This is a genomic window from Halosimplex rarum (assembly GCF_047715405.1).
GTDB classification, from domain to species: Archaea; Halobacteriota; Halobacteria; order Halobacteriales; family Haloarculaceae; genus Halosimplex; species Halosimplex rarum.
This window is the reverse complement of sequence record NZ_CP180412.1, coordinates 2921406-2941156: the sequence shown is the minus strand read 5'-3', so window position 1 is coordinate 2941156 and position 19751 is coordinate 2921406. Positions and strand designations below refer to the sequence as shown.

Sequence of the window (19751 nt, the reverse complement as noted above, 5' to 3'; positions counted from 1 at the left end):
TTCGACGGGCGTCCCCAAGTCGATTGCCCCGCGGGACGCAGCCGATCCGTTCCGCCTCACTGCGCGGCGTCGACCCCGATGCTCATACTGCACGACGACGAACGCGAACACGAGCGACCGATGTCCCGAGACAGCGACGGGGACCAGATATCGGAGGGTGAGGACCTCGACGAGACACACGTCGTCACGGTCTTCCTGCGGAACGACAGCGACGTGCTCCTCCTCGAACGGAGCGACGCGGTGGGCTCCTACAGCGGTCGGTGGGGCGCGGTCGCGGGGCACGCCGAAGGCGACCCCGACGCGGCCGCACTGACGGAGATCCGCGAGGAGACGGGCGTCGATCCCGACACCGACGTCACGCTCGTCCGGCGTGGTGACCCGTTCGGGGTGACCGATACCGATCTCGGGACGCGGTGGGTCGTCCACCCCTACCTGTTCGACTGCGCGTCGCGAACCGTCGACGCCAACGAGGAGACGACCGAGTTCGAGTGGGCGGCGCCGACCGAGATCCGCCGCCGCGAGACGGTCCCGGACCTGTGGACCTCCTACGACCGGGTGCGACCGACGGCGGAATCGATCGCCGCGGACCGCGAGCACGGCGCCGCCTACCTCTCCGTGCGAGCGCTCGACGTACTGCGCGACGAGGCGGCCGTCGCCGCCGAGCGCGGAGACGACACCGACGGCGCGTGGTCACACCTCACCGGCGTCGCCCGCGACCTCCTCGACGCTCGCCCGGCGATGGCCGTCGTGACGAATCGGGTCAACAGAGCCGTCGAGCGCGCGGGCGACTCCGCGACGCCCGCGTCGCTCGAAGCTGCTGCCCACGTAGGAATCGATCGGGCGACCGCCGCAGACGACGATACAGCGGAGATCGCTGCCGAAGAGATCCCCGACGGCGTCGCTACCCTCTCCCGGTCTGGGACGGTCGCGAGTGCGCTCGGACGGGCGAACCCGAGGGAGGTTCTGGTCGCCGAGTCGCGGCCGGGTCGGGAAGGCGTGGCGACCGCCGAGCGACTGGTCGAGACGACCGACGGGACGGTGACGCTGACGACCGACGCGGCGCTGGCCGATCGACTTGCGGCGACGGAAATCGAGGCGCTCGTCGTCGGCGCAGACACGGTTCTATCGGACGGGAGCGTCCTCAACAAGGTCGGGACTCGGGCCGCGGCGACAGCGGCCGCGAGCGAGGGGATCGACTGTCTCGTCGTCGCCGCGAGCGACAAGATCGCGCCCGAATCGGACCGGCAGGGCGACGCCGTCGCCGCCGTCGACCGCGAGGAGCGCGACCCCGCGGAGGTGTACGACGGCGACGCCGACCTGCGGGTCGCCAACCCGACCTTCGACGTGACGCCGGCCGACCGGATCGACGCGCTCGTGACCGAACGCGGCGTCCTCGACGCCGACGGCGTCGCCAGGGTCGCGGCCGAGCACCGCGCGCTGGCGGACTGGGACCGATAGCCCGACGCCTCGAGCGCTGGCGGGCGGACGGAGAACCCACGTCGTCCGTTTCTAGCGCCCGTCCGCGCAACCGTTTTCACCGAGACCCTCGTCAGTTCGTGTCGTGACAGCCAGCGCAACCACCGACGCGGTCGCCGAGCGGGTCGTGCTCCGCTACGCGCCGGTGACCGACCGCGTCACGGAGGAACTCTCGGCGTCGCGGTACAGCGCCTACCTGCGGAGCGCCGAGGCCGGGCCGGTCGCCGCGGGCGACGAGTGGGAGCACTTCGTGAGCCGAGGCTGCGGGGCGACGCGGGACGTGACGCTCACGGTCGAAGCCGTCGAGGGCGGCGACCGAGTCGGCGAGGAAACCGAGTTCACGTTCGTCACGGCGGACGAAGAGGGCGGCGACGACGAGACAGCGTCGGCACGGGACGGCGAAAGCTAACCGCAGTCAGTGTTCGTCGAGCGCGACGGGGATACCCGATTCCGCCACGTCGGCGGCGAACGCCCGGGAATCGGTTTCGAGCGTCGAGAACGTGTTGTAGTGGACTGGGACGACCAGTTCGGGCGCCATCGCGACGGCGAGGGCGGCAGCCTCGTGGCGATTCATCGTGAACCGCGGGCCGATCGGTGGGCAGAACACCGAGACGTCGACGTTCTGGTGCGGCCCGAGGGCGTCCGTGTCGCCCGGGTAGAGGACGCGCTTGCCCTCGACGTCGACGAGGAACCCGCAGCCGAAGCCCTCGGGGTGGAACGGCGTGCCGTCCGGGCGGGTGTGCGGGCCGTTCTCCTCGTTGTAGGCCGGGACCGTCCAGATGGGCACGTCGCCGACGGTCAGGCTGTCCCGATCGCTCACCGTCTCGACGTCGTACGGGAGCGACGACAGCGGCGGGAGTTCCCGGTCTTCGACGCCTTCCTCGATGGCCTCGTACGCCACGATGGTCGTGTCCTCGCCGGCGACCCGCTCGACGCCGTCGGGGTCGTAGTGGTGGACGTGCGTGAGACAGACCACGTCGGCGTCCTCCGGTCGGTAGTCCTTTGCGGGCGGGTGGCCGACCCCGTCGGTGTCGGGCTCCCACTCGCCGGTGAGGACGCCGTATCGGCCCGGATCCGTGTAGACCACGGTGTCCTCGCCCGCGAAGCGCAGCGTGGCGTAGCCGAGCCACTCGACGGTGATCCCGTCGTGGCGCACGGTCATTGGGAGTACTACGCTCCCCGGCCCACATAAGTCGGGTGCTTGCCGGCCGGCCACTACGAATTCAGTGTGATCTGTCGTATACGCACCAAAAACACGTCCGATCGATCGGTGGCCGGCGACCGACGCGAGACGGTCAGTCCGCGACGAACGGGCGGAGTTCGACCGAGAACTCGAACCCGTCGGGTTCGACGCGGTACTGCTCGAGCGTCACAGGGCCGCAACTCCCCGTCCCCAGCCCGCAGTGGGCGTGGTCGAGCGAGACGGAGACCTCGTCGCGTTCGGGCAGTTCGTGGACGTGGTCGGCGGCTTCCAGGTCCGCCGTCGTGTAGCGGTGGGCGGTCACGTCGATCGGGGAGTCACCGGTCACCCGGAGGCCGACGCCGCGCTCGTCGGTGAACGTCGCCCAGCGCACGTCGGTCCGGTTGCCGTTGGCCTGCGGCCTGACGTAGGGCGTGTGCAGGTCGGTCACGTCGCGCTCGTAGCGGCCGACCAGCGACGACCGCTTGCTGTCGGCGTAGGACTCGCCGGGGCCGCGCCCGTACCAGGTGACCGTCTCGAAGTCGCCGGGCAGCGTCAGGTCGAGGCCGACGCGGGGGAGCGAGGGCAGCACGGACATGTCCCCCTCCGGTTCGAGTCGGGTGTCGACCGTCACCGACCCGTCACCGGAGACGGTGTAGGTCTGCTCCGTCGCGAAGCCGTGGTCGTACACCGGCGGGGCGAGGCGACCGGTGACCGTGATCTCGACCGCGTCGTCGCTCGCTTCGTGCGTGACCTCGTCGGTCCGGAACTGGAGGCTATCGAGGCCGTACTCGCGCCAGAGCTGCGCGAAGCCGATCGTCCAGAACTGGCCCGGTTCCAGCGTCGCTTCCCGCTCGGAGAGCTCGGTCAGTCGCGAGAGGAGCTGGCCGTCGAGCGGGAGCCCGCGGTCGTTGTCGGTCGGCGCTCGCCAGAGGTCGACCCGCGGTCCGTCCGCGACGAGTTCCGTCCCGCGGTAGGTCAGCGAGTCGACGACGCCGTGGGTGTCGTCGAACGCGAGTTCGAACTCCGGGCCGGCGACGACGATGCCTTCGTCGGTCCGCTCGGCGGTGAGCGGTCCGGTGTCGACGCGCGGCGTCGCCGGCTCGCCGCTGTCGGGGAGCTCGAACTGCCCGGTCGCGACCGTGTGGCCGGCGTCCGCCCACGCGGTCGCGCCCGCTAGCGACACCTCGACAGTGAGCAGGTACTCGGCGTCGCCGCGGTCGGCGTCCTCGAAGGGGACTTCGACGGATTCGCGCTCGCCGGGCGCGACCGCGGGGAGGTCGAGCGCGCCGCTCTCGACGACCTCGCCGTCGGCCTCGACGCGCCAGGAGGCGGCCAGGTGGTCGAGCGAGCGGAAGTCGTAGCGGTTCTCGACGACGACCTCGCCGTCGTCGAGGTCACCTGCGGCGAGCGTCACCGGCTCGATGACCTTCTTGTACTCGAGGAGGCCGGGCGAGGGCTCGCGGTCGGGGAACACGAGGCCGTTGATGTTGAAGTTCCCGTCGTTGGGCTCGTCGCCGAAGTCGCCGCCGTAGGCGAACCACTCCTCGCCGTCGTCGGTCCGCTGGCGCAGGCCCTGGTCGAGCCAGTCCCAGACGAACCCGCCCTGCAGGCGTTCGTGCTCGTATATCATGTCCCAGTACTCGCCGAGGCTGCCGGGCCCGTTGCCCATCGCGTGGGCGTACTCGCACATGATGACGGGGTGGTCGTAGTCGTCTTCGGCGGCCCACGCTTCCAACTGATCCCACGGCGGGTACATCGGCCCGACGATGTCCGAGACCTCTTGCTCGGTGTCGGGCTCGTAGTGGATCGGCCGCGTCGGGTCGCGCTCGCGGGTCTCGTCGGCCATCGCGACGTGGTTCTCGCCGAAGTCGGACTCGTTGCCGAGCGACCAGACGACGACGCTCGGGTGGTTCTTGTCGCGTTCGACCATCCGGACCATGCGGTCGACGTAGGTGTCGCACCACTCGGAGGCGTCGCTGATGTGCGGGGTCTCCGGCGCGTTCTCCATCCCGTGGCACTCGATGTCCGTCTCGTCGAGGACGTACAGCCCGTACTCGTCGCAGAGGTCGTAAAAGCGGGAGTCGTTGGGGTAGTGGGCCGTCCGGACGGCGTTGATATTGTGCCGCTTCATCAGTTCGACGTCCTCGCGCATCGCGTCCAGCGGGACGTGACGGCCGCGGTCGGGGTGGAAGTCGTGGCGGTTGACGCCGCGGATCGTTACCGCCTCGCCGTTGACGAGGAACTGCCCGTCCGCAATCTCGACCTCGCGGAAGCCGACCGTCTCCGTGACGACCTCGGTCGAGTCGCCAGCGCTCGCGTCCCGGCCGTCGCCGTCGGTCAGCGCGAGTTCGAGCGTGTAACAGGTCGGCGTCTCCGCCGTCCACTTGTCGGGGTCGGCGACGGTCGTCTCCAGTGAGACGGTCGCCGCCTCGTCTGCGGGGATCTCCGCGGTCCCGCCGAGTTCGGCGACGGCCGTCCCGTCCTCGTCGCGAAGCGTCGCGGCGACGGTTCGAGTGACTTCGCTCGCCCCGTCGTTCGCGATCTCCACGTCGGCGCGCAGCGTCGCGTCCTCGTACTCGTCGTCCAATTCCGTCCGAACGTCGACGTCGGCGACGTGGGCTTCGGGGACGGCGTACGCGTAGACCTCCCGGAAGATGCCGCTCAGCCACCACATGTCCTGGTCTTCGATGTAGCTCCCGTTGGTCCACTTGTAGACGCGGACCGCGATCGTGTTCTCGCCGGGCTCGACGTGCTCGGTCACGTCGAACTCTGCGGGGAGGCGTGCGCCCTCGCTGTAGCCGACGCGCTCGCCGTTCACCCAGAGGTGGAACGCCGAGTCGACGCCCTCGAAGTGGAGGCGGACGCGGCGGCCGTCCCAGTCCTCGTCGACGTGGAACGTCCGGCGGTACGACCCGGTCGGGTTGTCCGTGGGGACGTGCGGCGGGTCGACCGGGAACGGGTACTCGACGTTCGTGTAGTGGGGTCGTCCGTGGCCCGCCGCCTGCCAGTTCAGCGGGACCTCGATGTCGTCCCAGTCGCTGGCGTCGAACGAGGGATCGGCGAACCCCTCGGGAGCGTAGGACGGCGTCGGTGCCAGGTCGAACTGCCACTCGCCGTTCAGCAGCGTGATCCACGGCGAGGCCGCACGGGCGCCGTCGCGGGCGCTCTCGCCGTCCGCGTATGGTAGCACGTCGGTGTGCGGTGCGAGTCGGTTCCGACCCACCGTCTCGGGGTCGATCCAGTCTTCCATGTCGTGCGTGGTGTGCGAGCGAGGGGGGTTTATTCTTCCGGGTGGCCGACTCTCGACGGCCGACAGCCACGCGCGGTCGTAGGACCCTCCCGCACTGGGGCCGTCTGCTCCGGGTACTGCCGGCGGCCGCACATACTTGCGCTTTTCACTGGGGAACGTCTACACCGAATTGGTGGCGATGACGAGCAGTTACCCCCACTGAGCCCCTTGTGACGAGGCGTTTTCCCGAGCCACCGTCTCTCCGACCCCAGAGCGGCCGCTCTGGGGTCGGCGCGTGCGGCGAGCCACGAGGCGGCTCAGAACGGAGCAGTCGATTCGTCGCCCGACTCGCCGGTCGATTCGGCGGCTTCGAGCGGGCCGTCCCAGGCGTTCAGCCCGTCCGCGAGGCTCTCGACCGGGCCGTCGACGCCCTCGTACGAACCGACGAGGCGAGCGGCCTGAACGCTGGATTTGCCCATCGGACAGACCGTCACGACGCGCTCGGCGCCGTCGAGTTCCTCGACGCGGTCGGTCAGCTGGTTCGCTGGGATGTTCTCGCTGCCGGGGATGTGGCCGCGCTCGAACGAGCCGGGGTTCCGGATGTCCACGATCCGGAGGTCGCCGTCTTCGGCCTCGTCCAGAAACTCCTGCAGTTCCTCGCCGGAGATCTCGCCGTCCATCGTTGGATCCCGATCCGTGACCGGCCGCCATAGGTTCGTCGGACTCTCTCGACCGAGTCCCGTCAGTCCAGCAGTCCTTCCTCGCGGGCGACGAGCAGCGGTGTGAGACCGCCGCCGAAGGGGCACTCCCTGGCCCGAACGGCCGCGACCGCCTCGTCGGCGGGGACGGTGAACGCGTCGATGTCCTCGCCGCTCTCTAGATCGGGGGTGCCGGGTTCGAGGTCGGTCGCGTAGACGACGGCCTGCGTCATCCGGGTCCAGGCGGTCGGCTCGTAGGCTTCGAGGAACTCGGCCTCGCCGGCGCGCAAGCCGGTCTCCTCACGCAACTCGCGCACCCCGGCCTCGACGAAGGACTCGCCCTCGTCCACCGCACCGCCGGGGCAGGTCAGCAGCGACCGGTCGAGTCGGACACTGTACTGTTCGAGCAGGACGACCTCGCCCGCGTCGGTCTCGGCGACGACGGCGACGAAGTCGCCGGGGTCGATCCAGTAGTAGCGGCCCCGCTCGCCGTCGGGCTGTTCGACCTCGTCGTAGCCGGCGATGAAGTAAGGGTTCTCCCAGACGATTTCGGTGTCCAGGTGCGTCCAGTCGGCGCCCGCGTCCGCCGGCGGGTCGGCCAGCGCCTCCGCGCTCGACCGAGTCGGCACGCCGTCCTCGCCGCTCACAGCACCCCCTCCTCGCGGGCGAGGAGCAGCGCGGTGAGCGTGATCCCCTTCGACGGACCTTCGCGCTCGCGCAATCGGTCGATAGCCTCGTCGGCCGGGACGGTCTCGACGTCGATGAACTCACCGTCGTCGAGGTCTCGCTCGGCCCGGTCCAGGCCGTCGGCGACGAACACGTGGCGGACGTAGCGCGTCCACGGCGACAGCGTGTGGGTTTCGAGATGGGAGAGGTCCTCCGCGACGTATCCGGTCTCCTCGCGCAGTTCGCGCGCGGCGGCGGCCGCGGGGTCCTCTCCGTCCTCGACGAACCCGCCCGGGAGGCCCAGCGACCGCTGCCGGTATCGGGGGCGGTACTGTTCGACGAGCACGAGTTTTCCACGCTCGGTGATCGCGACCACGGCCGCTGCGTCGGCCGAGGAAAGCCAGTAGTACTCGGCCTCGGTGCCGCCCGGCCGCTCGATCAGGTCGTAGCCCGCCTCGCAGAACGGCGTCTCCCACGCGACGACCTCCTCGCGGACCGGCCACGCGGGATCGTCGTCCTCCCAGGGCGGGGTTGGCAGCGTCACAACAGCCCCTCCTCGCGGGCGAGGAGCACCCCCTCGATGGTGGCGTCGTTGGCGGGCTGGCGCCGCGCCACGTCGAGCGCGTCGTCGATCGGGACGGTCGTCACCGAGAGGAACTCGTTGCCGTCGAGGTCGCGCTCGGTCGGTTCGAGCCCCTCGGCGAAGACGATGCCCCGGCGGTGGCGGAGCACGCCGGTCGCGCACCAGAAGTCCTCGATCAGGGAGACGCCGGCGGGGTCGAAGCCGGTCTCCTCGCGCAGCTCGCGGGCGCCGGCGGTCGTGAACGATTCCCCGTCCTCGACGATGCCGGCGGGGAGTTCGAGGCACTGCTCGCCGATCACGGGCCGGTACTGGTCGACGAGGACGAGTTCGTCGCCGGTGCGCGCGACGACGACGACCGCGTCGGGCAACTCGGCCCAGTAGTAGTCCTTCTCGGTGCCGTCCGGCTGTTCGACGCGATCGTAGCCGCCGTCGTACCAGTCGGTCTCGTACTCGGTCTCGCGGTCGACGACTCGCCACTCGTGGGCCGGTTCGCGCGTCGGGCCGTCGGCGTCCGCACGGTCGGATCCATCGGCGTCGTCGCGGTCGCTCATACGCGCTGTCCGACCGCGACCCGGTAAAGCGTGCCGTTGTAGGAGACGAGGACGCCGTCTTCGGTGACCGCTGTCGCGTTGCGCGCCGCCAACGCGTCGCGCTCGTCGAACGGCGAGTGCGTGAACGTCTCCTTGATGCCCCACGGTCCCTTGCGGTAGGGCTCGGACGTGCCGTTGCGCAGCGCCTCGGTCGTGTAGGGAAAGCGCCGCTCCGAGAGCGCCGAGCCGTTCACCGCGGCGCTCGCGTTGACGGCCGCCGCAGAGCCGTTCACCGCCGCGGAGCCGTTCGTTCCCGCTGACTCGTTCGCCGACGCGTTCCCGCCGTCGACGGGCTCTGCGGTCAGATAGTAGGGGTCGCCGCTCCCGAGCAAGGAGGGGAGGGTACCCAGCGCGAGCAGCGCGACGAGCACGGCCAGAATGAGGAGAACAGCGTTGCGGGTGACCGGTCGCATACCGGCGCTACGGACGAGCCGGTGAAAACGCCACGGATACGCGCCGACGGCCGAGCGCCGTCCGGCCGCTCACTCGTCGGACTCGGACGCGTTCTCGGACCCGTCGTCTCCGTCGCTCGCGACGATATCTCGATAGACGCGGCCGAACGCCTGCCGGCGGAGCGTCCCGACGGCGGCCTCGCGCTCGTCCTGGAAGGTCGCGGCGACGACGGTCTCCGCCGCCGGCGCGACGTGCCAGACGGCGTTGTCGACGTGTTCGCTCCCGACCTCCGTGACCGCGAACGCGTCGTGCTCGGCGGTCCACTCGTCGAATTCCTCGCGCGTCCCGACGTGCACTTCGAGCATCGAGGCGAACAGCGCGTCGCGGGCGGTCTCGACCACGTCGCTCGTGACCCGCTCGCCGTACTCGTCGGCGTCCATCGCCATCGCCTTCGCGACTTCCTTGACGACCACTTGCGCCGTCGACCCGAGCGCCCGGTAGCGCTCGCGCGCCTCCTCGGCGGTCGCCGGCGCGATCGTCCCCTCGGTGTCCATGCCCGTCGGTTCGCCCGCGGGGACTTAGGAACTCCCGGTTTCCTCGTCGCCGTCGCGAGCGGCGTCGTCGGAGCCATGGCCCCCGTCGCCATCGCCGTCCTCACCGTCTGATCCGCCGTCCGCGCTGTCCGATCCGGCGTCTTCACCGTCGCCCGCCGCGTTCTCGCGGCGCCGGCGCGTCAGCTCGCGCGCCTCGGCGAGCACGTCCTCCTGGTCCCCGTCGGCGTCGTCGAGGTCGGCGATACCGCCCGGGACCGCGTTCTCGACGGCGTCGATCGACTGTTCGCCGTGTCCGTGGCCGCCCGAACTGTGGTCGTGGCCGCCGTGTCCGTGGCCGCCTGCGCCGTGGTCGTGTCCGTGGCCCGACCTGTGACCACCGGTCGTGTCCTCGAAGACCTGCGGGAACTCCTCCTCGTCGGCGTGTTCGCTGACTCGCTCGGCGAGTTCCTCGGGGGAACGATCGCTCCAGTCGTCGACGTGCTCGTCCAGCCACGCCTCGTGGCCGGCCCCGCGGAGCATCGCCGTGAACGCGAGGTGGTTGGCGAGGTGCTCGGCGTCGGCCTGTGGATCGTCGCAGACGGGACACGCGTAGCCCATACTCGCCCCGACGGCCGCGAGGCGCATATGCCTTTCAGAAGCGGGCGAGCGGTCGCGGCGGTCCCCGACCGGAGCGTTCGCTCGACGTCGACTCACCCGACGGCCGCGACCGGGCGTCGCCGCTCCGTGCTAGCGAGTCGACACACGTAAGGAGGCCACGGCCGTCTCCTCCGGTGATGTGGCCCTGGGGACACCTCGCGATGGCCTACCTCGTCTATTCGCTGTACTCGCGACTCCGTCGCGGCCATCGGCCGACCGCGGCGACCGCCCTCGTCGTCGCCGTCGCCTCGCAGGCCCCAGACCTCGTGGACAAGCCGCTCGCGTGGACGCTCTCGGTCCTGCCGACCGGGCGGTCGCTGTCGCACTCGCTGCTGGTCGTCGGCCCGGTCGTCGCCCTCCTCTACAGTCTCGCCAGGATCAGGGGAGAGGACGAAGAACCGCTCGCGGTGGCGTTCGCGGTCGGCGCGCTCACCCACCTGTTCGGCGACGCCCTCTACTCGCTGGTCGACCTGGAGTTCCACCACGTCGGCTTCCTGCTCTGGCCGGCGATCCCGGCGGCCGAGTACGACGTCGAACAGAGCTTCGCCGCCCACTTCGCGCTGATCGAGCCCTCGCCGGAACTGTACTTCGAGTTCCTGCTCGCCGCGGCTGCGCTCGTCCTCTGGCGCTCCGACGGCTACCCCGGCCTCGCGACCGTCGCGTCCTGGCCGGTCCGCGCCTGGCGCGGCGTCATCGGTGCCGACTGAGAACGCATGCCCTCGTTTCCCGACCCCGCCGACCGGAACGTCCTCGCCGAGGACTGTCGGCGCTGTCCGGCGCTCGTCGAGCACCGCCAGTGTATCTCGTGGGGCAACGGCCCCGACGACGCAGCCCTTGTCGTCGTCGGCGAGGCGCCGGCCGCGGGCGAGACGCGACCACAGGGAGCGTCTCGTGACGGCGAGCGGGGAGCGGAACGACCCGCGAGCGAGGGTGATCCCGACGCCGACCGCTGGCGGGGCGGCAACCTGACGGGGATGGCCTACACCTCGCGTCGCTCCGGCCGGAAGGTCCGCGAACTCGTCGCCGACGTCGGCTACGCCGGCGACGCCTACTACACGAACGCGGTGAAGTGCTTCCCGCCGGACCCTGACGACCCCAGCGACAACCGCGAGCCCACCCCCGAAGAGCGAGCGAACTGCCGCCCCTATCTCGTCGAGGAGATCCGGCAGGTCGACCCCGTGGCCGTCCTCGCCACCGGGAAACACGCGACCGAGTCCGTGCTGGCGGTCGACGACCGCGAGCTCGACGGCTTCCTCGACGCGGTGCTGGAGCCGGTCCACTGCGAGGGGCTCGAAACGACGCTCCTCCCGCTGGTCCACCCCTCCTACCAGGAGGTCTGGATCGGCCGGCTCGGGTACTCCTACGGGGAGTACGTGGAGGCGATCCGGGAGCGGCTCGCCGGCGCAGGGGGGCGCTCGGAGGCGGACGCCGACTCAGACGCGGTCGGCGACTGACGGGTTCGGCCCGACGCCGGTGAACTCGAAGCGGGCACCCCCGTCGGCGCTCTCGCCGACGGAGACGTCCCAGCCGTGGGCTCGCGCGATCTGTTCGACGATGTTCAGCCCGAAGCCCGTCCCGCGGTCGTCGGTCGAGAACCCGACGTCGAAGATCTCGTCGCGGCTGTCCGCGGGGACGCCGGGGCCGTCGTCGGCGACGAAGAACCCGTCCGCAGTCCGACCGACGGTGACGGTCACGTCCGCGCCGCCGTGTTCGACGGCGTTGCGGAAGAGGTTCTCCAGCAACTGACGCACTCGCGACGGGTCGCACTCGACTGCGCCGAGCTCGTCTTCGGTCGCGTTGCTCCCGGGGACGCCGTCGGTCCGCTCTTGCGGGCCGCTCTCCGACGAGCCCCCGGTCGCGTTGCTCCCGGGGACGCCGTCGATGCGGAGCGTCGCTTCGGGGGCATCGACCGTCGCCCACGCCTGGTCGACGAGGGCGCCCAGGTCCGCCTGTTCGCGCTCGTCGACGGCCGCTCCCTGCCGGGCGAGCGACAGGAGGTCTGTGATGAGTTCCTCCATCCGTTCCAGCGCGTCGGTCGCGACGGCGAGGTGTTCGCTCTCGTGCTCGTTCCCGGCGATCTCGACGCGCCCGGCGGCGACGTTCAGCGGGTTGCGCAGGTCGTGGGAGACGACCCCGGCGAACTCCTCCAGACGCTCGTTCTGGCGGGCGAGTTCGCGCTCGCGTCTGGCGAGGCGTTCGCGGGCCTCGATCGAAGCGATCGCGTGGCCGATCGTCTCCCCGAGTTCCGAGAGCACCTCCTGCTCGCGGTCGTCGAAGACGTCGTCCCGCTCGGTGTAGATGCTGAAGAAGCCGTAGACGGTGTCGTCGTGGCGGATCGGCACGACCGCGAGCGACGTGATCCCGTGGCTCTCCAGGAGGTCCCACCACGGCTCCATCGTGGGGTCGGCGAACACGTCGGGGACGCTCTGGATCTCGCCGGTCTTGATCGCGCGGCCGCCCGGGCCGCTGCCGGTCGGGCTGTCGTCGACGGTGACGACGATGGACTCGACGTACTCGTCGTCGAACCCGGACCACGCGACCGGGCGGACTTCGGCGTCGCCTTCGTCGTAGCGACCGAGCCACACCGCGTCGTAGGGGTCGGAGTCGGTCAGCCGCTCGCAGACGGTCTGTTCGAGCCGCTCCCGGTCCGTCTCGTCGACCAGCGCCTGGGTGGCGATGCGGAGCGTGTCGTTGATCCGGTTGAGCCGTTCGAGGAAGCGCGCCTGCTCCAGTCGCTTTACGTCGTACACGCCGACCAGGGCTCCGCCGAGCGCCCCGAACGTGGCGAGGGCGAGCAGCGCGGCCAGCGGGTCCATCAGCGGGAAGCCCCTGACGACGACGCCGGCGAACACCCAGGCGCCGAGCGCGACGAGGGCGACCGAGCCGGCGGCGGTCCACGCCAGCAGCCGGCCGGCGAGGCCGTCCGTGGCGAGCCGTCCGCGGGCCAGTTCGACGCCGACCGCCGCCAGCGCCAGCGAGAGCGCCGGGGGGAGGAACTGGACGGTGAACTGTCCGGGGGACGCCCGCAACCCGTAGAGCTCCGCGAGGTGGAAGACGGTGAGGGCGACGCCCGCGAGTGCGAGCGCACCCCCTCCCGCCTCGTTCGAGACGCGGTCCATTGGTCTATCCAAGCCGATCGGCGGGTAAATATTGTCGCCCGGCGATCCACGGCTGATAACCGGTCGCGAGTCTCGATGCCCCAGGGTTCATTGCCGAGCGGGGCGAACCCACCGCCGATGTACGCCGTCGTCGGGTGTAGCGACTGTTCGATGCTCTGGGTCGTCGAGGGGCGCCCCGAGACCAGCAAGTGTCCCCGCTGCGGGACGACTCGCCAGTACGCCAAGCGCAAGAAGTTCGTCTCGACCGAGGACAGGAACCACGCTCGCGAGGTGCGGGCGTCGATGCTCGCCAACCGGCAGGGCCACGGCGAGGCCTTCGCAGAGCTCGACTCCTTCGCCGAGATGGAGTCCCAGATCGACGAGGTCGGCCCCTCCGACGCGGAATATCTCGAAGGCTCTGGACTGGACGCCGACGCCGTCACCGAGGCGGGCGAGCGCGCGACGGAGACGCGAACGAGCAAGAGCCGCAAGGAGATCGTCCGGGAGGCGCTGCGCGAACTCGACGAGGCGACCGAGGACGGGGTCGTCGAGTACGCCGGCGAGCGCGGCGTCGACGCCGAGTACGCACGCAAAGCGCTCGACAAACTCGTCCGGGCGGGCGAGGCGACCGAGAGTCGGGGCGTCTACCGGGCGCTGTGAGCTCGCGGGACCGTCATGTAATCCGACCGGAGGGAAAAGCACTTGCGGCGACCGGGCGAACGCGACTCGCATGGACCCGGAGGCGATCCGAGCGCTCGGCCGGCGGTTCTGGTACGCCTGGACGGTCGCGTTGCTCGCGAGCCTCGGGGCGGTCGCCGCGGCCCTCGCGATAATCGGGCCGGACGACGCGTGGCTCGTCGCGGTGTACGCGCTGCTTTCGGTCCTGTTCGTCGGCTTCGGCGTCGTCTCGCTGGTGCTGGGCGAGCGGCTGAACGCGGTGGGACAGGTGATCGCGGCCACGGGGCTGGCCGTCGTCGCCGTCGGCGTCGCCCGGGACTACTCGGACGTGCTCTTCTGGGGCGGCATGGCGCTGGCCGTCGTCGGGTCGACGATCGGGGTGTGGGTCGACCACGGCGAACGCCTCCGGTCGGCGCTAAGCGGTTGATCCGGCTGATCGGCCGACCGTCCGTCGCGCCGGCCCCCTCAGATGATGAATACGATCGCGAATATCGGGACGCCGACGAAGTAGGCGATCCCGTAGAGGAACAGGTTCGTCGGTATCTTCCCTTCGTGCTTGGGCTCGTCGAGCGCCTCGTGATCCATGGCGTCGTGGAACTGCGAGGGGATGTCCTCCCGGACGGTCGCGCGGTCGCGGAACCGGTCGAGCGGGTCCCAGCCCGTCAGGCCGAGGTTCCAGGCCGCCGAGACCATCCAGAGGATGCCCATCACGGGGACGAGAAACAGGACGACGAGGCCGACGATCGGGTGCAAGACGCCGGCGTTTATCGCCACGCCGACGAGGCGGACGGTCGCGACCGGCGCGACGACGCCCGCGGCCGCCGCGTAGATCGGTGCTCTGTCGTCCATGGTCCGAACCGACGGAAGCGACCAGTAAAGGGTTTTCTCCGGTGGTGATTCCCCCGAACCGCGGCGGTGACGTCATCGGACGGCGGTGACTCCCCGGACCGCCGCGGCGACCCGGGTTGGATATCGCTTCCCCCTTACAGCAGGCCGAGCGCCTTCGCGACGCCGACGAGGGCGGCCAGCGTCGTCACCGTCAGCTTCGCCAGGCGCATGATCCGCGTCGCTCGACGGACGGGTCGCCCGTCGTCGCTTTCGCTCTCACCGGTGTCGGTCGTGCGGACGTTCGCGTCCGCGGCTGTGTTGCGGCGCATGGGTGTGGATGCGCCCGCCGGGGCTCCCGGCCGGACGCACCCGAACTACCGGCGCCCGGAAGGTAAACGCCAGCCAACACCGGAGTGGAAGTGAAAGTAAAGCGTACTCTCTGCCACGAAATAATATGCGAAAAACAATCGGCGCCGTTCCCGGCGCTATCGGCCGAGTTCCTCGTGGGCGCTGGAGAGGTGCCGGGAGGCGAGCGCCGAGAGCAGGGAGAGCTCGCCGGCGAGCGCGCCGGCGGCGATGACCTCCGCGAGCGCGTCGGCGTTCGAGCCCACCGGGTCACCGCCGCCCGCGAACCCCATCACGTCGAGCATCTCCGACTGGGTCGCCAGGTCGGTGCCGCCGCCGACGGTCCCTACCTGGAGGCTGGCGAGGTTCACGCTGGCGTAAAGTTCGTCCTCCCGCGCGTCCGCGGTCGTGATGCAGTTGCTCCCCTCGACGACGTGGGCCTCGTCCTGACCGGTGGCGATGAAGACGCCGGCGACGACGTTGGCGGCCTGGGCGTTGAACCCGAGGCTTCCGGCCTTCGCGCTGCCGATCAGGTTCTTGCGCGTGTTGGCTTCCTCGATGGCTTCGGGGGTCGTGCCGAACCGCTCCTCGACGGTCTCCCGGGGGATGGTCACGTCGGCCGTGACGGTGTGGCCGCGGCCCTCGACGGCGTTGATGGCGGCTGGTTTCTTGTCGACGCAGAGGTTACCCGAGAGCGCAACCAGGGAGGCGGGGGTCTCCTCCTCGACGACCTCGGCCGCGGCGCGGGTGGCGATGGTCGCCATGTTCATCCCGTTGGCGTCGCCGGTGTCGTAGGAGAACCGCAGGAAGACGGAGTCACCGACGAGGTAGGGCGTGACCGACTGGAGGCGGCCGTGGCTCGTCGTCGACTCCGCGGCCTCGGCGAGTCGGTCCTCGTTGGCCTCCACCCACTCGGCGACCTCCGCGCCCTCGGAGACACCGGCGACGCGGAAGACCGGGGCGCGGGTCATCCCCCGCTTCGTGATCCGGGTCGTCGCGCCGCCCGCGGCAGAGATGGCCGAACAGCCGCGATTGACGCTCGCCACGAGTACGCCCTCGGTGGTCGCGATGGGGAGGTAGAAATCGCCGTCGGCGGACTCGCCGTGAACTGCAACGGGTCCGGCGATGCCGACCGGTAACTGGGCACCGCCGATCAGGTTCTCGATGTTGGATTCAGTGTTCTCGGCGGCGAACGTGTAGTCGCCCGTGGCCGAGAGGTCGACGCCCGTCTCGCGCTCGACGATCAGTCGGCGGGCGGTCGCGGCCGTCTCGGCGTCGGCGTGGTCTTCGAGCTCGTAGAGGCGCAGGTCGCCGTCGGTGACGCGGTCGGCGAGGGTTTCTGGGTCGGCCTCGCCGGACGCGCCCGCGGCGTCGGAGTCGTCGGTCATGCCCGGAGGCTCGCGGTCGACGCCCCTAACAGTTGCTGTCCCGGACCGGGTCGCCGCCCGAATCGCCGACATCCCCGAACGCTTACGCCGACACGGACCCGCGATCCGACCATGACAGCGGCCGCGGATCTGGTCCTCACGAACGCGGAGGTACACGCGCTGACCGACCCGGACGAGACGAGCCAGGCGCTGGCGGTCAGGGACGGTCGGATCGTCGCGGTCGGGAAAGCCCAGGACGTGACCCACCTCGCCGGCGTCGAGACCACCGTCCGGGACTGCGGCGGCCGGGTCGTCCTCCCGGGGTTCGTCGACGCGCACACGCACCTGCCGATGGTCGGCCGACGGCTCGTCAACGCCGACCTCGCCGCCGCCGAGTCGCCGGCCGACGCGGTTGAACTGCTGGTGAACTACGCCGCCGAGACCGACCCCGAAACGTCGGGTCCCGACCGCGAGTGGGTCCTGGGCTTCGGGTACGACGAGAGCGCGTGGGACGACTCTCGATACCTGACCGCCCAGGATCTGGACGAAGTGAGCGAGGCGCGACCCGTCGCGGCCGTCCGCGAGGACATGCACCTCGCGTCGCTGAATTCGGTCGCGCTCGACCGCCTGCGTGGCGAGATGCCCGACGGCGACGTGCAGACGCGCGGCGGCGAACCGACGGGGGTCGTCGTCGAGGACGCGCTCGACGCCCTGTGGGCGGCCATCGAACCCGACCGCGCCGCGATGCGCCGGGCCGTCCACGCCGCCACAGAGCGCGCGAACGAACTCGGCGTCGTCGGCGTCCACGACATGGTCCGCCGGTCGGAAGCGCCGGCGGTCTACCGCGAACTCGACCGCGTCGGCGAACTCTCCCTGCGGGTCCGGATCAACTACTGGGCCGACCACCTCGACGCAGTGGAAGAACTCGGCCTCCGGACGAACCACGGGAGCGAGCGCGTGCGGACCGGCGCGATCAAGACCTACACCGACGGTTCTATCGGCGGCCGCACCGCGAAGCTCTCCGAACCGTACGCCGACGGCGGCAGCGCCGATGCCGACGGCAACGACGGCGGAGACTCCGGTGCAGGCGGCAACGACGGCGGTGAGTTCGATATCGAAGACGAGCACCGCGGGCAGTGGGTCGTCGACCCGGAGGAACTCCGGGATGTCGTCGCTCGCGCGGACGACGCTGGTTTGCAGGTCGCCGCCCACGCGATCGGCGACGAGGCGATCCGGGCCGCGCTGCACGCCTTCGAGTCAGCCGACGGGAAGCGCCACCGGATCGAACACGCCGAGGTGCTGACCGACGACCTCGTCGCCCGGATCGCGGAGAGCGACGTCGTCGCCTCGATGCAACCGAACTTCCTGAAGTGGGCGCGCGAAGGCGGGCTGTACGCCGAGCGACTCGGCGACGAGCGCCGCCTGGCCTCGAACCGCTTCGCCGAACTGCTGTCGTCGGGCGCCGCGCTCGCGTTCGGGAGCGACTGCATGCCGCTCGACCCCCTCTACGGGGTGCAGCAGGCCGTGACCGCGCCGGACGACCGGCAGCGGCTCTCGGTCACCGACGCGCTGCGGGCCTACACCAGCGGCGCCGCCCACGCCGGCTTCGACGAGGACCGTCTCGGGTCCGTCGAACGCGGCAAGCTCGCCGATCTCGTCGTCCTCGACCGGTCGCCGTGGGCCGTCGATCCGGGGGCTATCGCCGACGTCGACGTCCGAGCGACGATCGTCGGCGGTGAGGTCGTCTTCGACCGGACCGCGTAGCGGGCAGTCAGGTCCCTTCCCCGCGGTCAGTCCTCGTCGGCGTTCGAACCGGATGTCAGCCCGCACTTTCGCGCGAGCGCGCCGCCGCCGAGCGCGGCCAGCGCGGTGCCGACCCCGAATCCGGGGCCGCCGCCGGAGGTCGTCTCGGTCTGGTCGTCCTCGGGGACCGGGGTCGCCGTCGCGGTCGCAGTCGCCATCTCGGTCGGCGTCGCGGTCGGTTCGGCCGTCGGGGTCGGGGTGGGCGAGGCGGTCGGCGTCGGCGAGGGCGTCGGCGTGTCCTCCGAGTCCGTGGTGGGCGCCTGCGTCGGCGCGGGCTCGCCGCCGAGTTTGACGAGCCAGGCTTCGCCCGGCGTGTCAGCGTTCTCCTCGTCGGTGAGGGCCCGGCCGACCACCGCGATGCCGCCGTCGCTCGTCACGACGACGTCCTGGAACGCGTTGGTCTGTTTGCGAGCCGGTTCGACCGACCAGTTCAGTTCGGTGCTCTCGCTAAATTCGCCCAGCCAGGCGCTCGACTCCTGGCTCGCCCGGTTCACGAGCGACCCAGTGACGTAGGCGGTGTCGCCGTCACCGGCGACGCTCCCCAGCGTGAGCCGCTGATCCGACTCCTCGGGATCGACGGTCCGCGAGGTCCGGACCGACCCCGACTCGTCGGTCGCGACGACCCAGGCCGACGTTTCGAAGCTCGATCCGGTCAGCCCGACGAGGAGGTAGCCCTCCGCCGTCGCGGCATGGTCGACGACCTGGTTCGACTGGTTCGGCTCCCCCTCGGTCCCCTCGGTGATCTGGGTCCGCCAGTCGATCGACCCGCTCTCGTCGAACCGGAAGAGGACGGTCTTCACGGTAGGTCGGTCGCCGTCGCTCTCGGGCGGGTTCTGGATCACGCCGCTCGCGACGTAGCCGTCGCCGTCGACGACGATCGACTGGAGCCCGGAGAGGTGGTCCTCGAAGAACCGGTGGCGCCACTGTTCGGTCCCCTCGGCGTCGACCTTGAGGGCGAACGCGGTCGCCGACTCGGCGGTCGTCGTCTCCGTCTGCTGGAGGACGTAGCCGCCGACGAGGTAGCCGTCGTCGACGGCCTGTAACTCGAAGCCGGCCATTCTGGGGGTTTCGCCGTCGATCGAGGGTCCGTACGTCTGCCGCCAGGACCGCTCGCCGTCGGCCGTGACCTTCCGGAGGGCGATCTGCTCCCCCTGGAGTCCCCCGCCCAGCAGGACGAACCCGTCGTCGGCCTCGGCGATCGCAGTGGCCGCGAACGACTCCTCGCCGCGTTCCATGAAGTGGCTCCACCGGCCCTCGCCGCTCGCCCGGTCGACGGAGAACAGCCAGCCGGCCCCGGAGCCGTACTGCGACTCCTGGACGCTCCCGAGCGCGACGAGGTCGCCATCGTCGGTTTCGAGCACGCTGGTGGCGCTGTTGTAACTGCGCGGTCCGTACGACCGGTTCCAGCGGACCTCCGGCTGATTCGCTGCGCGGCTGGAGGGCGCTTCGAGCCGGTCCGTCCCCGTCGCTCCCGCGACGGAAGCGGCGCCGGCCGAGACGGCGAGTCCGGCCGACGCCAGCAGGCGACGTCGCGTCAGATCGCTGTCCATACGGGCGCGAGTTCGACGAGCCAACAGATAAGTGACACTATGTTCCGTCGAGAGCGTGCGAACGGTCGTCGTCG

At 70.7% G+C, this 19751-nt stretch carries 21 protein-coding genes; 7 read left to right on the top strand and 14 right to left on the bottom strand.

The genetic code is table 11. The features are described from left to right. Positions 1-78 precede the first annotated feature (78 nt). Together ACMGFH_RS14110 and ACMGFH_RS14105 are read left to right on the top strand one after the other, a co-directional pair. The gene (locus ACMGFH_RS14110; RefSeq protein WP_415379083.1) at positions 79-1458 is read left to right on the top strand and encodes an NUDIX domain-containing protein; all 1380 of its coding nucleotides are present in this window, start codon (positions 79-81) and stop codon (positions 1456-1458) included. 103 nt (positions 1459-1561) lie between these two features. After that, complete coding sequence (locus ACMGFH_RS14105) at positions 1562-1885, top strand: hypothetical protein (protein ID WP_415379082.1); 324 nt, start codon at positions 1562-1564, stop codon at positions 1883-1885. 6 nt (positions 1886-1891) lie between these two features. Here the strand turns inward: ACMGFH_RS14105 and ACMGFH_RS14100 are convergent, their stop codons facing one another. The 9 genes from ACMGFH_RS14100 to ACMGFH_RS14060 all read right to left on the bottom strand — a co-directional run bounded on the left by ACMGFH_RS14100 (position 1892) and on the right by ACMGFH_RS14060 (position 9969). After that, positions 1892-2638, bottom strand: coding sequence for an MBL fold metallo-hydrolase (locus ACMGFH_RS14100; RefSeq protein ID WP_415379081.1), 747 nt, complete (start codon positions 2636-2638; stop codon positions 1892-1894). A 133-nt stretch (positions 2639-2771) separates the two neighbouring features. After that, complete coding sequence (locus tag ACMGFH_RS14095) at positions 2772-5909, bottom strand: glycoside hydrolase family 2 TIM barrel-domain containing protein (protein WP_415379080.1); 3138 nt, start codon at positions 5907-5909, stop codon at positions 2772-2774. A gap of 296 nt (positions 5910-6205) precedes the next feature. Next, entirely contained in the window at positions 6206-6568 is a 363-nt protein-coding gene (locus ACMGFH_RS14090; RefSeq protein ID WP_415379079.1) for a rhodanese-like domain-containing protein, read from the bottom strand. A gap of 62 nt (positions 6569-6630) precedes the next feature. Then, positions 6631-7233, bottom strand: coding sequence for an NUDIX hydrolase (locus tag ACMGFH_RS14085; RefSeq protein WP_415379078.1), 603 nt, complete (start codon positions 7231-7233; stop codon positions 6631-6633). Continuing rightward, a complete protein-coding gene (locus ACMGFH_RS14080) occupies positions 7230-7796 on the bottom strand; it encodes an NUDIX hydrolase (RefSeq protein WP_415379077.1) in 567 nt (188 codons plus the stop codon). Before ACMGFH_RS14080 ends, ACMGFH_RS14085 begins: the two co-directional genes overlap by 4 nt. Continuing rightward, positions 7793-8386 carry an NUDIX hydrolase gene (locus tag ACMGFH_RS14075; RefSeq protein ID WP_415379076.1) on the bottom strand — a complete coding sequence of 198 codons (594 nt, stop codon included), beginning with the start codon at positions 8384-8386 and terminating at the stop codon, positions 7793-7795. Before ACMGFH_RS14075 ends, ACMGFH_RS14080 begins: the two co-directional genes overlap by 4 nt. Then, complete coding sequence (locus tag ACMGFH_RS14070) at positions 8383-8838, bottom strand: hypothetical protein (protein WP_415379075.1); 456 nt, start codon at positions 8836-8838, stop codon at positions 8383-8385. The genes ACMGFH_RS14075 and ACMGFH_RS14070 overlap by 4 nt, the downstream gene beginning before the upstream one ends. A gap of 69 nt (positions 8839-8907) precedes the next feature. Further along, positions 8908-9372, bottom strand: coding sequence for a DUF5809 family protein (locus ACMGFH_RS14065; RefSeq protein WP_415379074.1), 465 nt, complete (start codon positions 9370-9372; stop codon positions 8908-8910). 24 nt (positions 9373-9396) lie between these two features. Further along, the gene (locus ACMGFH_RS14060; RefSeq protein ID WP_415379073.1) at positions 9397-9969 is read right to left on the bottom strand and encodes a DUF5810 domain-containing protein; all 573 of its coding nucleotides are present in this window, start codon (positions 9967-9969) and stop codon (positions 9397-9399) included. Between the two features lie 176 nt (positions 9970-10145). Between ACMGFH_RS14060 and ACMGFH_RS14055 the strand changes: the two genes are divergently transcribed. Both ACMGFH_RS14055 and ACMGFH_RS14050 read left to right on the top strand, forming a co-directional pair. Next, positions 10146-10715 carry a metal-dependent hydrolase gene (locus ACMGFH_RS14055; RefSeq protein WP_415379072.1) on the top strand — a complete coding sequence of 190 codons (570 nt, stop codon included), beginning with the start codon at positions 10146-10148 and terminating at the stop codon, positions 10713-10715. Between the two features lie 6 nt (positions 10716-10721). Beyond that, entirely contained in the window at positions 10722-11462 is a 741-nt protein-coding gene (locus tag ACMGFH_RS14050; protein WP_415379071.1) for a uracil-DNA glycosylase, read from the top strand. Here ACMGFH_RS14050 and ACMGFH_RS14045 read toward each other — a convergent pair. Further along, positions 11442-13127, bottom strand: a complete 1686-nt coding sequence (locus tag ACMGFH_RS14045) for a GAF domain-containing protein (protein ID WP_415379070.1) — start codon at positions 13125-13127, stop codon at positions 11442-11444. The genes ACMGFH_RS14050 and ACMGFH_RS14045 overlap by 21 nt on opposite strands. Positions 13128-13244: 117 nt before the next feature. On the opposite strand from ACMGFH_RS14045, the gene ACMGFH_RS14040 reads away from it, so the two are divergent. Together ACMGFH_RS14040 and ACMGFH_RS14035 are read left to right on the top strand one after the other, a co-directional pair. Next, positions 13245-13766, top strand: coding sequence for a DUF5817 domain-containing protein (locus ACMGFH_RS14040; protein ID WP_415379069.1), 522 nt, complete (start codon positions 13245-13247; stop codon positions 13764-13766). 70 nt (positions 13767-13836) lie between these two features. Further along, entirely contained in the window at positions 13837-14211 is a 375-nt protein-coding gene (locus tag ACMGFH_RS14035; RefSeq protein ID WP_415379068.1) for a hypothetical protein, read from the top strand. 38 nt (positions 14212-14249) lie between these two features. On the opposite strand, the gene ACMGFH_RS14030 is transcribed toward ACMGFH_RS14035, so the two are convergent. From ACMGFH_RS14030 to hmgA, 3 genes are all read right to left on the bottom strand, one after another. After that, the gene (locus ACMGFH_RS14030) at positions 14250-14633 is read right to left on the bottom strand and encodes a hypothetical protein (protein WP_415379067.1); all 384 of its coding nucleotides are present in this window, start codon (positions 14631-14633) and stop codon (positions 14250-14252) included. Between the two features lie 134 nt (positions 14634-14767). Next, the gene (locus tag ACMGFH_RS14025) at positions 14768-14941 is read right to left on the bottom strand and encodes a hypothetical protein (protein WP_415379066.1); all 174 of its coding nucleotides are present in this window, start codon (positions 14939-14941) and stop codon (positions 14768-14770) included. 156 nt (positions 14942-15097) lie between these two features. Further along, positions 15098-16345, bottom strand: a complete 1248-nt coding sequence (gene hmgA / locus ACMGFH_RS14020) for a hydroxymethylglutaryl-CoA reductase (NADPH) (RefSeq protein WP_415379065.1) — start codon at positions 16343-16345, stop codon at positions 15098-15100. A gap of 111 nt (positions 16346-16456) precedes the next feature. Here hmgA and ACMGFH_RS14015 point away from each other — a divergent pair, with 111 nt between their 5' ends. After that, positions 16457-18088 (top strand): amidohydrolase, encoded by a 1632-nt coding sequence (locus tag ACMGFH_RS14015; protein ID WP_415379064.1) that lies wholly within the window; start codon positions 16457-16459, stop codon positions 18086-18088. Between the two features lie 26 nt (positions 18089-18114). On the opposite strand, the gene ACMGFH_RS14010 is transcribed toward ACMGFH_RS14015, so the two are convergent. Further along, on the bottom strand, positions 18115-19677 hold the full coding sequence (locus ACMGFH_RS14010; protein ID WP_415379063.1) for a hypothetical protein: 1563 nt from the start codon (positions 19675-19677) through the stop codon (positions 18115-18117). Positions 19678-19751 lie beyond the last annotated feature (74 nt).

Coding starts and splice junctions, on each gene's coding strand:
- ACMGFH_RS14110 (WP_415379083.1), top strand. CDS start 79: ATGCTCATACTGCACGACGACGAACGCGAACACGAGCGACCGATGTCC.
- ACMGFH_RS14100 (WP_415379081.1), bottom strand. CDS start 2,638: ATGACCGTGCGCCACGACGGGATCACCGTCGAGTGGCTCGGCTACGCC.
- ACMGFH_RS14095 (WP_415379080.1), bottom strand. CDS start 5,909: ATGGAAGACTGGATCGACCCCGAGACGGTGGGTCGGAACCGACTCGCA.
- ACMGFH_RS14090 (WP_415379079.1), bottom strand. CDS start 6,568: ATGGACGGCGAGATCTCCGGCGAGGAACTGCAGGAGTTTCTGGACGAG.
- ACMGFH_RS14075 (WP_415379076.1), bottom strand. CDS start 8,386: ATGAGCGACCGCGACGACGCCGATGGATCCGACCGTGCGGACGCCGAC.
- ACMGFH_RS14070 (WP_415379075.1), bottom strand. CDS start 8,838: ATGCGACCGGTCACCCGCAACGCTGTTCTCCTCATTCTGGCCGTGCTC.
- ACMGFH_RS14065 (WP_415379074.1), bottom strand. CDS start 9,372: ATGGACACCGAGGGGACGATCGCGCCGGCGACCGCCGAGGAGGCGCGC.
- ACMGFH_RS14060 (WP_415379073.1), bottom strand. CDS start 9,969: ATGGGCTACGCGTGTCCCGTCTGCGACGATCCACAGGCCGACGCCGAG.
- ACMGFH_RS14055 (WP_415379072.1), top strand. CDS start 10,146: ATGTGGCCCTGGGGACACCTCGCGATGGCCTACCTCGTCTATTCGCTG.
- ACMGFH_RS14050 (WP_415379071.1), top strand. CDS start 10,722: ATGCCCTCGTTTCCCGACCCCGCCGACCGGAACGTCCTCGCCGAGGAC.
- ACMGFH_RS14045 (WP_415379070.1), bottom strand. CDS start 13,127: ATGGACCGCGTCTCGAACGAGGCGGGAGGGGGTGCGCTCGCACTCGCG.
- ACMGFH_RS14040 (WP_415379069.1), top strand. CDS start 13,245: ATGTACGCCGTCGTCGGGTGTAGCGACTGTTCGATGCTCTGGGTCGTC.
- ACMGFH_RS14035 (WP_415379068.1), top strand. CDS start 13,837: ATGGACCCGGAGGCGATCCGAGCGCTCGGCCGGCGGTTCTGGTACGCC.
- ACMGFH_RS14030 (WP_415379067.1), bottom strand. CDS start 14,633: ATGGACGACAGAGCACCGATCTACGCGGCGGCCGCGGGCGTCGTCGCG.
- ACMGFH_RS14025 (WP_415379066.1), bottom strand. CDS start 14,941: ATGCGCCGCAACACAGCCGCGGACGCGAACGTCCGCACGACCGACACC.
- hmgA (WP_415379065.1), bottom strand. CDS start 16,345: ATGACCGACGACTCCGACGCCGCGGGCGCGTCCGGCGAGGCCGACCCA.
- ACMGFH_RS14015 (WP_415379064.1), top strand. CDS start 16,457: ATGACAGCGGCCGCGGATCTGGTCCTCACGAACGCGGAGGTACACGCG.
- ACMGFH_RS14010 (WP_415379063.1), bottom strand. CDS start 19,677: ATGGACAGCGATCTGACGCGACGTCGCCTGCTGGCGTCGGCCGGACTC.